The sequence below is a fragment of the Kitasatospora sp. NPDC043950 genome (assembly GCF_056435345.1).
On sequence record NZ_JBWKER010000107.1, the window covers coordinates 1 to 10,988 of the forward strand.

At 71.8% G+C, this 10,988-nt stretch carries 8 protein-coding genes and 1 pseudogene; 5 read left to right on the forward strand and 4 right to left on the reverse strand.

The features are described from left to right. Window positions 1-150: 150 nt before the first annotated feature. The 3 genes from AC07BF_RS37030 to AC07BF_RS37040 all read right to left on the reverse strand — a co-directional run bounded on the left by AC07BF_RS37030 (window position 151) and on the right by AC07BF_RS37040 (window position 2,123). Complete coding sequence (locus AC07BF_RS37030) at window positions 151-726, reverse strand: TerD family protein (RefSeq protein ID WP_363580696.1); 576 nt, start codon at window positions 724-726, stop codon at window positions 151-153. 208 nt (window positions 727-934) lie between these two features. Next, a complete protein-coding gene (locus tag AC07BF_RS37035; RefSeq protein ID WP_363580694.1) occupies window positions 935-1,393 on the reverse strand; it encodes a peroxiredoxin in 459 nt (152 codons plus the stop codon). A gap of 289 nt (window positions 1,394-1,682) precedes the next feature. Beyond that, window positions 1,683-2,123 carry a DUF3052 domain-containing protein gene (locus AC07BF_RS37040; protein ID WP_363580692.1) on the reverse strand — a complete coding sequence of 147 codons (441 nt, stop codon included), beginning with the start codon at window positions 2,121-2,123 and terminating at the stop codon, window positions 1,683-1,685. A 517-nt stretch (window positions 2,124-2,640) separates the two neighbouring features. Here AC07BF_RS37040 and aceE point away from each other — a divergent pair. Then, entirely contained in the window at window positions 2,641-5,391 is a 2,751-nt protein-coding gene (gene aceE / locus AC07BF_RS37045) for a pyruvate dehydrogenase (acetyl-transferring), homodimeric type (protein ID WP_363580690.1), read from the forward strand. A 183-nt stretch (window positions 5,392-5,574) separates the two neighbouring features. On the opposite strand, the gene AC07BF_RS37050 is transcribed toward aceE, so the two are convergent. Then, window positions 5,575-7,179: an MFS transporter gene (locus AC07BF_RS37050; RefSeq protein ID WP_363580688.1), complete on the reverse strand. Its 1,605-nt coding sequence runs from the start codon at window positions 7,177-7,179 to the stop codon at window positions 5,575-5,577. A 215-nt stretch (window positions 7,180-7,394) separates the two neighbouring features. On the opposite strand from AC07BF_RS37050, the gene AC07BF_RS37055 reads away from it, so the two are divergent. The 4 genes and pseudogenes from AC07BF_RS37055 to AC07BF_RS37070 form a co-directional block, all read left to right on the forward strand. Beyond that, entirely contained in the window at window positions 7,395-8,084 is a 690-nt protein-coding gene (locus AC07BF_RS37055) for a TetR family transcriptional regulator (RefSeq protein WP_363580686.1), read from the forward strand. A 188-nt stretch (window positions 8,085-8,272) separates the two neighbouring features. Then, window positions 8,273-9,577 carry a sensor histidine kinase gene (locus AC07BF_RS37060; RefSeq protein WP_363580684.1) on the forward strand — a complete coding sequence of 435 codons (1,305 nt, stop codon included), beginning with the start codon at window positions 8,273-8,275 and terminating at the stop codon, window positions 9,575-9,577. Then, on the forward strand, window positions 9,574-10,248 hold the full coding sequence (locus tag AC07BF_RS37065; protein WP_063347446.1) for a response regulator: 675 nt from the start codon (window positions 9,574-9,576) through the stop codon (window positions 10,246-10,248). Before AC07BF_RS37060 ends, AC07BF_RS37065 begins: the two co-directional genes overlap by 4 nt. A 184-nt stretch (window positions 10,249-10,432) precedes the next feature. After that, window positions 10,433-10,988: pseudogene (locus AC07BF_RS37070) on the forward strand (hypothetical protein); the annotation flags it as partial.

The following is a 10,988-nucleotide window of genomic DNA, read 5'->3' on the forward strand; positions in this document are numbered from 1 at the left end:
TCTGGTTCCCCCCCCTCCCCCCCCCCCCCCCCCCCCCCCCCCGCCCCCCCCCCCCCCCCTCCCCCCCCCCCCCCCCGCCCCGTAGAAGGCTCCCGCGCCGGGCGACCGGCCGTCGTCCGCCGCCGCCCCGCGTCGTCCGGTGCCGTCCGGTCAGACGTTGACGCCGAAGTCCTGGGCGATGCCGCGCAGGCCGGAGGCGTAGCCCTGGCCGATGGCCCGGAACTTCCACTCCGCGCCGTTGCGGTACAGCTCGCCGAAGACCATCGCGGTCTCGGTGGAGGCGTCCTCGGAGAGGTCGTAGCGGGCCAGCTCCGTGTTGTCGGCCTGGTTCACCACGCGGATGAACGCGTTGCGGACCTGGCCGAAGTTCTGCCCGCGGTTCTCGGCGTCGTAGATCGAGACCGGGAAGACGATCTTCTGCACGTCCGCCGGGACGCCGGCCAGGTTGACCTTGATCGCCTCGTCGTCGCCCTCGCCCTCGCCGGTGCGGTTGTCACCGGTGTGCTCGACGGAGCCGTCCGCGCTCTTCAGGTTGTTGAAGAAGACGAAGTTCCCGTCCGAGGCGACCTTGCCCTGCTCGTTGCAGAGCAGCGCGCTGGCGTCCAGGTCGAAGTCCGTCCCGGTGGTGGTCCGGACGTCCCAGCCCAGGCCGACGACCACGGCCGAAAGCCCCGGGGCCTCCTTGGTGAGCGAGACATTGCCGCCCTTGCTCAGGCTGACACCCACTTGTCCTCCAAGAATCGGGAGGCACGCCCTGGTGCCCCCGTGGTGCGGTTCGAGGCGCCGGCCGGCGAGCGGCTCACGTGCCCCACCCGGCCAACGGACCGAGCGTAGTGCGCGGTTCCCGTCCGGACGTGCGAACGGGCCCGGCGCGGCTGTTCGAAGTTCGCGGGGCCGGGCCCACGGCCACCGCCACGGGCCTCCACGCGGGGCCTCAGAGGGCGCCGAGGGCCTTCAGGTACTCCTGCTCGTCCCGGGCGTCCGGGAGGTCGTTGACGACGCTCCAGCGCACCGTGCCCGCCGTGTCGATCACGAAGGTGCCGCGCACGGGGCAGCCCTTCCGCTCGTCGAGGACGCCGTAGGCGCGGGCGACCTCGCCGTGCGGCCAGAAGTCGGCCAGCAGCGGGAACTCCAGGCCCTCCCGCTCGGCGAAGACGCGCTGGGTGAACTGCGAGTCGCAGGAGACGCCGAGCACCTGGACCCGGTCGTTCTGCAACTGCGCCAGCTCCCGCTGGATGGCGCCGAGCTCGCCGGTGCAGACGCCGGTGAAGGAGAACGGGTAGAAGACCAGGACGACGTTCCGCTCGCCCCGGAAGTCGGAGAGGCGGACCGCTTCGCCGTGCTGGTTGTTGAGCTCGAAGTCCGGAGCCTCGGTGCCGACCTCGATGGCCATGGACGTGACCTTTCTGACGCGACCGCGCCGCGCGGGCGGCGCGGCCAGCGCCATCCTCGCATCCGTTCGGGCACGTTCCGCCGAATGGATGAGGGCGGCACCCGCGCGCTCCACCGCTTTCGCCCTGGGCGAACGCGTTTCCGGGCCGGCCCCGGGGCGGACGCGACCCCTGGCGACCACGCTCCGTGACGACGAGGGCGACGCCGCCCCCGGTTCCGGACCCGGAAAACGATCGGGCCCCGCCGGAGGGATCCTCCGACGGGGCCCGGTGCGGGGCCTCAGAGCCCGCTCAGCGCTTGCCGGCCGGCTTGGCCGTGGACTTGGTGGCGAGCCGGGTGGCCGCCCAGTCCTTGGCGACCGCGATCGAGCTGGTCTGGGAGAGACCGGCGGTGCGGGCCGCGTCCGCGATGTCGGACGCCTCGATGTGGCCGTCGCGCCCGGTCTTGGGCGTCAGCAGCCAGATCAGACCGCCTTCGGCCAGGTACTCCAGGGCGTCGACGAGGGAGTCGGTGAGGTCCCCGTCGTCGTCGCGGTGCCACAGCAGGACGGCGTCGGCGACGTCGTCGTAGTCCTCGTCGACGAGATCCGTCCCGGTGAGCTCCTCGATGCCTTCGCGGAGATCCTGGTCAGTGTCGTCGTCGTACCCCAGCTCCTGGATGATCTGGCCCTCTTCGAAGCCGAGACGGGTCGCCGGGTTGGACTTGTCCGCGGGGTCCGCGGTCGCGCTCACGGGAATAACCTCCAGTATTCGGCCCGGCGTCCATGCCGAGGCTGTGGCCGTAGTCCACACGGGCGCGGCGGTTCGCGCAAGTACCCGACCCCCGATCCCCCCCAAAGGTTGACGTGCCACAGCGGGGACACGCCGTTCGATGTGTCGGGAATCACACCGATTTGCCCTTCTCTGCATGAGACAAGGATGCTTCGGGTGGTCCCGGCCCACAGGGCGTACGGATGCCCGAGATACGAACGGCATTCGGGTCCGCGCGTGCGCGGGCGTAGAGTCTCCTGTTGGCCCTCACCCCGGCCGCCCGCCATCGGGCGGACGGGACACCAGGTCGGACCACCTCTGTACGTAGCACCCGGGGGTGTGCGGGGCGGGCGAAGTCGCCCGGACCGCGCACCGCCAGACCGTCCCGCCCACCAGGCGGAACGGTTACCGATCGGTAGAGATGACGGATCTCCGAGCGCGGTAGCACGATGGAGGCGGCGCGACACACCTCAGTTTCGACCGACAGTGAAGGAACAGCGTGGCTTCCGGATCCGATCGCAACCCGATCATCATTGGCGGCCTTCCGAGTCAGGTCCCGGACTTCGATCCCGAGGAGACCGCGGAATGGCTGGAGTCGCTTGACGCGGCCATCGACGAGCGGGGGCGCGAGCGCGCCCGCTACCTGATGCTCCGCCTGATCGAGCGCGCCCGCGAGAAGCGTGTCGCCGTGCCCGAGATGCGCAGCACGGACTACGTCAACACCATCGCGACCAAGGACGAGCCGTTCTTCCCCGGCAACGAGGAGATCGAGCGAAAGATCCTCAACGCGACCCGCTGGAACGCGGCCGTGATGGTCTCCCGGGCACAGCGCCCGGGCATCGGCGTGGGCGGGCACATCGCCACCTTCGCCTCCTCCGCGTCGCTGTACGACGTCGGCTTCAACTACTTCTTCCGCGGCAAGGACGCCGAGGGCGAGTCCGGCGACCAGATCTTCTTCCAGGGCCACGCCTCCCCCGGCATCTACGCCCGCGCGTTCCTGCTGGACCGACTGTCCGAGCAGCAGCTCGACGCGTTCCGCCAGGAGAAGTCGAAGGCCCCGTACGGCCTCTCCAGCTACCCGCACCCGCGGCTGATGCCGGACTTCTGGGAGTTCCCGACCGTGTCCATGGGCCTCGGCCCGCTCGGCGCGATCTACCAGGCCCGGATGAACCGCTACCTGGAGCACCGCGGGATCAAGGACACCTCCGACTCGCACGTCTACGCCTTCCTCGGCGACGGCGAGATGGACGAGCCGGAGTCGCTGGGCCAGCTGTCGCTGGCCTCGCGCGAGGGCCTCGACAACCTGACCTTCGTGGTCAACTGCAACCTGCAGCGCCTGGACGGCCCGGTCCGCGGCAACGGCAAGATCATCCAGGAGCTGGAGTCCCAGTTCCGGGGCGCCGGCTGGAACGTGATCAAGCTGGTCTGGGACCGCAGCTGGGACCCGCTGCTCGCGCAGGACCGCGACGGCGTCCTGGTCAACAAGCTGAACACCACGGTGGACGGCCAGTTCCAGACCTACGCCACCGAGACCGGTCAGTACATCCGCGAGCACTTCTTCGGCAGCGACCTGCGCCTGCGCAAGATGGTCGAGAGCATGACCGACCAGCAGGTCCAGCACCTGGGTCGCGGCGGCCACGACCACAAGAAGATCTACGCGGCGTTCAAGGCGGCCCGCGAGCACAAGGGCCAGCCGACGGTCATCCTCGCCCAGACGGTCAAGGGCTGGACGCTCGGCCCCAACTTCGAGGGCCGCAACGCCACCCACCAGATGAAGAAGCTGACGGTCGAGGACCTGAAGCGCTTCCGCGACCGGCTGCACCTGCCGATCACCGACAAGCAGCTGGACGAGGGCTACCCGCCCTACTACCACCCGGGCCGCGACTCGGAAGAGATCCAGTACATGCACGACCGCCGCAGCGAGCTGGGCGGCTACGTGCCGACCCGCAAGGTGCGCCCGCGTCAGCTGGAACTGCCCGGCGACGACGCGTACAAGGCGGTCAAGAAGGGCTCCGGCAACCAGACCATCGCCACCACCATGGCGTTCGTCCGGGTGCTCAAGGACCTCATGCGGGACAAGGGCATCGGCAACCGCTTCGTGCCGATCGCGCCCGACGAGTACCGCACCTTCGGCATGGACTCGCTCTTCCCGTCGGCGAAGATCTACAACCCGCTCGGCCAGACCTACGAGTCGGTCGACCGCGACCTGCTGCTGGCCTACAAGGAGTCGCCGACCGGCCAGATGCTGCACGACGGCATCTCCGAGGCCGGCTGCACCGCCTCGCTGATCGCCGCCGGCTCCTCCTACGCCACCCACGGCGAGCCGCTGATCCCGGTGTACGTCTTCTACTCGATGTTCGGGTTCCAGCGCACCGGCGACCAGTTCTGGCAGATGGCCGACCAGCTGGCCCGCGGCTTCGTCATCGGCGCCACCGCCGGCCGCACCACGCTGACCGGCGAGGGCCTCCAGCACGCCGACGGCCACTCGCAGCTGCTGGCCTCGACCAACCCCGGCGTCGTCGCGTACGACCCGGCGTACGGCTTCGAGATCGCGCACATCGTCCAGGACGGTCTGCGGCGGATGTACGGCACCAGTGCCGAGCACCCGCACGGCGAGGACGTGTTCTACTACATGACCGTCTACAACGAGCCGATCAAGATGCCGGCCGAGCCCGAGAACGTGGACGTCGAGGGCATCCTCAAGGGTCTGCACAAGTACGCGCCGGGCACCGCCGGCCAGATCCCGGCCCAGATCCTCGCCTCCGGCGTGGCCGTGCCGTGGGCCCTGGAGGCCCAGCGCATCCTCGCCGAGGAGTGGAACGTCAAGGCCGACGTCTGGTCCGCGACCTCCTGGAACGAGCTGCGCCGCGACGCGGTGGAGGCCGAGGAGTTCAACCTGCTGCACCCCGAGGAGCAGCAGCGCGTGCCGTACGTCACCCAGAAGCTCCAGGGTGCCGAGGGCCCGGTCGTCGCCGTGTCCGACTGGATGCGCGCGGTGCCGGACCAGATCTCCCGCTGGGTGCCCGGTCAGTACCAGTCGCTGGGCGCCGACGGGTTCGGCTTCGCCGACACCCGCGGTGCGGCGCGTCGCTTCTTCCACATCGACGCGCAGTCGGTCGTCCTGGCGGTGCTCACCGAGCTCGCCAAGCAGGGCAAGGTCGACCGCAGCGCGCTGAAGGACGCGATCGACCGCTACCAGCTGCTCGACGTGGCCGCGGCCGACCCGGGCGCCGCCGGCGGCGACGCCTGATCACCCGCTAGACCCTGAAGGGCCGGGCCTCCGACCACGGAGGTCCGGCCCTTCGGCGTTCCCGGGTGCACCCGAGCGGGTCCCGCTGGTCCCACCGGCCCGCGGCGGCGGATGAGGGCACGCAGCGGCCCCGGACTCCATCGAGTCCGGGGCCGCTGGTCGTCGGCCGTCGGCCGCGCGGGATCAGATGTGGACGGCCGGGCCCGCGTCGACGGTGCCCCGGCGGGTGAGCAGGCCGAGCACGGCGGCGCCGAAGGCCACCACGGCGGCGACCGCGAAGGCGAGCGACATGCCGCTGACGAAGGAGTCGTGCACGGCGCCGGCCATCGCGTCCACCGCCTGCTGCGGGGTGCCGGCCGGGGCCGGCGGGGCGATGCCGAGCTGCGCGGCCTGCTTGAGGCCCTCGGCCTCGGCGCCCTGGACCGGCGGCAGGCCGGCCCGGGCCCAGTTGCCCGGCAGCACGTCGGTGACCTTGGCGGCCATCAGCGCGCCGAGCACCGCGGTGCCGAGGCTGCCGCCGACCTGCATCGCGGCCTGCTGGAGGCCGCCGGCCACACCGGACAGCTCCAGCGGGGCGTTGCCGACGATCACCTCGGTGGCGCCGACCATGACCGGGCTGATGCCGAGGCCCATCAGGACGAACCAGAGCGACATCACGCCGGTGCCGGAGCCCGCGTCCAGGGTGGACATGCCGAACATCGCGGTGGTGGTGATCAGCATGCCGGCCACGATCGGGATCCGCGGGCCGAGCTTGCCGATCGCGATGCCCGCCACCGGCGAACCGATGATCATCATGCCGGTCATCGGCAGCAGGTGGACACCGGCCGACACCGGCGACATCCCGTGCACGTTCTGCAGGTAGAAGGTCACGAAGAAGATCGCGCCGAAGAACGCGAAGGCCATCAGCACCATCAGCAGGGTGCCCGCCGACAGCGGCACCGAACGGAACAGGCTGAGCGGGATCAGCGGCTCCTTCGCCCGGGCCTGCCAGAACGCGAAGAGCACCATCAGGACCACCGCGCCGCCCAGGAACAGCAGCGTGCGGGCGTCGCCCCAGCCCCACTCGGGGGCCTTGATGATGCCGAAGACCAGCGCGAACATCGCCACCGAGAGCAGCGCGATCCCGGGCAGGTCGAAGGACTTGGCGGCCTTCTCGGCCCGCACGTCCTTGAGGATCCACAGGCCGAGGCCGAGCGCGATCAGGCCGACCGGGATGTTGATGAAGAAGACCGACTCCCAGTTGACGTGCTCGACCAGCAGGCCGCCGACGATCGGGCCGGCCGCGGTCGAGGCGCCGATCACACCGCCCCAGATGCCGATCGCCATGTTGAGCTTCTCGGCCGGGAAGGCGCCGCGCAGCAGGCCGAGCGCGGCCGGCTGGAGCAGCGCGCCGAACAGGCCCTGGAGCACCCGGAAGGCGATCACGGTCTGGATGTTGCCGGCGAAGCCGATCGCGGCCGAGGTGGCGGCGAAGCCGACGGCGCCGACCAGGAAGGTGTTCTTGTGGCCGAACCGGTCGCCGATCTTGCCGGCCGTGATCAGGAAGACCGCCAGGGCCAGCAGGTAGCCGCTGGTCACCCACTGGATCTCGGAGGGCGCGGCCTTCAGGTCCGCCTGGATGACGGGGTTGGCGATGGCGACGATCGTGCCGTCCAGGGCGACCATCATCACGCCGACCGCGACGGTCAGCAGGGTCAGCCAGGGGTGCCCCTTGAGCCCTCCCCCGCCCGGTGGCGTGCGCTGCGGCGGGACGTCCGCCTTGGCGTTCTTGACGACGGACTGGCTCATCTGGGGCCCTCCGGGGGCGTGGCAGAGAACGGAACGTGGGCGTGGCGCCGCGACCCACCCGTCCCCACGAGTGCCCGGTCGGCGAGCGCCACTTCCGGCAGATTATGTCAGCCACTGACATTCGGCAAACACTGACTTCTGACTCTGGCTGACATTTGTCAGAGCGCTAAGGTTGTGCTCCTCACCCCGCCCGCACGCGCTCGGAAGGCCCCGCCATGGCCGCTCGCACCCCCACCCCCACCGCCGCCCCGGGCACCCCCGAACGGCTGCCAGGGCTGCGCGAGCGCAAGAAGCAGCAGACCAGGGACGCCCTCGTCCAGGCCGCCCACGTGCTCTTCCTCGGCCAGGGCTTCGCCCGCACCACCGTCGACGAGATCGCCTCCGCCGTCGAGGTCTCCCAGCGCACCTTCTTCCGCTACTTCGCCAACAAGGACGAGGTCGCGCTCGCCGTGATGGCCGACGCCGAGGACTACTTCATCGAGTGCCTGTGCCGCCGCCCGGCCCACGAGTCCCCGCTCCAGGCCCTGCGCGCCGCGATCGTCCAGTCCTGGCGCGAACTCGGCGCCGAACACCGCAGCGGCCCCCGCTCGATCACCACCGCCCTCGAACTGATGCGGATGATCGAGGAGACCCCAACCCTGCTCGCCACCCACCTGCGCCGGGTCACCGAGCAGGAACGGGTGGTCGTCCGGGTGCTCGCCGAGCGCGAGGGCCTCGACCCGGCCGAGGACCTGCGCCCCACCGTGCTCGCCGCCGTCTTCGGCAGCGTGCTGCGCGCCGCCCACCTGTCCTGGACCCCCGACCAGGAGCCCGCCGGGCCCGAGGGCATGGTCGCCGTCATCGAGCGCCACTTCGACCAGCTCGGCCCGGCCCTGGCCGGCCACTGGCGCACCGGCCCGCAGTAGTACCGGCCACGCAGTAGTACCGGCCACGCGGTAGTACAGGCCCGCGGTAGTACCGCGGGCACCACTCCCGGCCCCGGAACCGTGCCGGGAGCAGTAGTACCCGGGTAGCACCCCCTACTCCGGTAGCACTCCGATGTTCGACCCCAGTGCGACGACGGGCGGACGGCACCCTCTTAGGCTGGCCCGCGATGAAGACGATCACCACGACCGAAGTCCGCGCGCAGGCCCTCCGGCTGCTCCGCTCGCTCCGGCACCACCTCACCACCCCGACCGGCGGGTACGCCCCGCTGCTCGGGGACTCGCCCCGCGCCTGGCTGCGCCGGCTTCCGTACGTCGTCGCGCTGATCATGCAGGCCTCGCTGATCCCCACCGGGATCGTCGCGCTGGTCGACTTCTACGGCGTCGCCGTGCCCATCGCCGGCGCGCTCACCGTCGCCCAGACCGCGCCGCTGCTGCTCGCCATCACCCGGCCGCTGGCCGCCTGGTGGATCAGCGCGGCCACCCTCGTCACCACGGCCTCCATCACCGCCCGGCACCACCAGTTCGGCGGCACCTGGCCGTGGACGGCGCCGATGGTCCTGGCGTACGTCTTCCTGCTGATCGCGCTCGCGCTGCGGGAGAGCCGGGCCACCCTGATCGCGGTCTGGATCGCGACGATCCTGCTCACCCTCCTCACCACCACGCTCGGCTTCCCGCACGCCGACGACGGCACCACCATGCTGCTGGTCGCCCTCGGCGGCGCCGCCCTGCTGCTCGGCTGGGCCGTCCAGGACCGCACCGAGGCCCGCCGGCTGCTCGCCGAACAGGAGCACATCAGCGAGGCCGAACGCGAGCGGCGCACCCTGCTGGAGGAGCGCGCCCGGATCGCGAGGGAACTGCACGACGTGGTCGCCCACCACATGTCGGTGATCGCCGTGCAGGCGGCCAGCGCGCCGTACCGGATCACCGGCGTACCGGCCGCGGCCACCGAGGAGTTCACCGCCATCGCCGGCACCGCCCGCGAGTCGCTGACCGAGATGCGCCGGCTGCTGGGCGTGCTGCGCAGCGAGGAGTCCGCCGCCGAGAAGGTGCCGCAGCCCGGGATCGAGCAGCTGCCGCAGCTGATCGAGACGGTGGGGCGGGCCGGGGTCCCGGCCGAGCTGACGGTGGATCCGGGGCTGGCCGAGGCGGTGCCGAAGGCCGTCGGCCTGTCCGCGTACCGGATCGTGCAGGAGGCGCTGGCCAACGTGGTGCGCCACGCGCCCGGTTCGCGGGCCCGGATATCCCTGGTCGACGAGGGCGCCACCCTGCTGCTGACCGTGGTGAACACGCCCCCGCCCCAGCACACCGAGTCGCTGGAGGCCTCTATGGAGGGCACCGGACAGGGACTGATCGGAATGCGGGAACGCGCCCGGCTGGTCGGTGGCAGGCTGGAGACCGGCCCGATGCCGGACGGCGGCTACAAGGTCGCCGCCGTCCTGCCCCTCGAAACCCCCCGGGAGAAGCCCGCATGACCATCCGCGTGATCATCGTCGACGACCAGGCCATGGTGCGGGCCGGCTTCGCCGCCCTGCTCAACGCCCAGAGCGACATCGACGTGGTGGGGGACGCGGCGGACGGCGCGCAGGCCCTGGAGGTGAGCGGCCGCACCCACCCGGACCTGGTGCTGATGGACGTCCGCATGCCCGTCATGGACGGTCTGGAGGCCGCCCGCCGACTGCTCGACCCCGCCGTCCCCGGCGCGCACCGGCCCAAGGTGATGATGCTGACCACCTTCGACGTGGACGACTACGTGTACGAGGCGCTGCGCGCCGGGGCCAGCGGCTTCCTGCTCAAGGACGCCCCGCCGGCCGACCTGATCTCCGCGGTCCGGGTGGTCTCGGCCGGCGAGGCGCTGCTCGCCCCCTCGGTGACCCGCCGGCTGATCGAGGACTTCGCCCGCAACCGGCCGGCCCGGCGGCGGGACCCCAAACTGCGGCTCAACGGCCTCACCCCGCGCGAGACCGAGGTGCTGGAGCTGATCGCCCGCGGCCTGTCCAACCAGGAGATAGCCGGCCGGCTGGTCCTGGCCGAGCAGACCGTCAAGACCCACATCGGGCGCATCCTCGCCAAGCTCGACCTGCGCGACCGCGCCCAGGCCGTCGTCCTCGCCTACGAGTCCGGCCTCGTGACGCCGGGCCAGTGACGCCCGCCGGGCCGGTGGTCCCGGCCACCGCCACCCGGGCGGCACCCCCCGTGGTACCCGAGCGATACCCCGAGTAGTACCCCGGTAGCACCCGGGAGTTGGCCCCGCGGTGTGACGTCCGCGGGGCCGTCGCATTTCTACCTTCCTTTCCGTCGAAGTCGAACGGACGAGGGAGGGGCCGGACATGGGGAAGTTTCGGGTCAAGAGAGCCATCGCGGCCAGTACGGTGATGCTGGCCGCGGTGCTCGGTCTCGGCGGCTTCTCCACGGATGCCCAACAGGCCGTCACCGGCCCGCCGCCGGGCAGCGCCGCCTGGGTGGCCGACACCGCGCTCGGCGTCCACCCGCCCGACCCGGCCACCGCCACACCGGCCGAAGTCGCTGCATTCTTCGCCGAGTTGACGCCCGCCCAGCAGGACGCGCTGGCCGTCCGGCACCCACTGGTGGTCGGCAACCTGGACGGCGCCCCGGTCCAACTCCGGTACCGGGCCAACACGCTGGCCCTCACCGCGGAGCTCGACCGCGAACTCGCCCGGGCCACCGACCCGGCGCTCACCCCGCAGGACCACGAGCAGGCCCGCACCCGCGCCGAGCGCTACCGCGCCCTGCTGGACGGCGACCGCCGGATCCTCGTCTTCGACCCGCGCGGCCGGGGGGGGGGGGGGGGGGGGGGGGGGGGGGGGGGGGGGGGGGGGGGGGGGGGGGGGGGGGGGGGGGGGGGGGGGGGGGGGGGGGGGGGGG

Bases quoted from the DNA above. Each gene is read 5' to 3' on its own strand.
- AC07BF_RS37035 (WP_363580694.1), bottom strand. From the start codon at position 1,393: ATGGCCATCGAGGTCGGCACCGAGGCTCCGGACTTCGAGCTCAACAAC.
- AC07BF_RS37055 (WP_363580686.1), top strand. From the start codon at position 7,395: ATGGCCGCTCGCACCCCCACCCCCACCGCCGCCCCGGGCACCCCCGAA.
- AC07BF_RS37050 (WP_363580688.1), bottom strand. From the start codon at position 7,179: ATGAGCCAGTCCGTCGTCAAGAACGCCAAGGCGGACGTCCCGCCGCAG.
- AC07BF_RS37060 (WP_363580684.1), top strand. From the start codon at position 8,273: ATGAAGACGATCACCACGACCGAAGTCCGCGCGCAGGCCCTCCGGCTG.
- AC07BF_RS37065 (WP_063347446.1), top strand. From the start codon at position 9,574: ATGACCATCCGCGTGATCATCGTCGACGACCAGGCCATGGTGCGGGCC.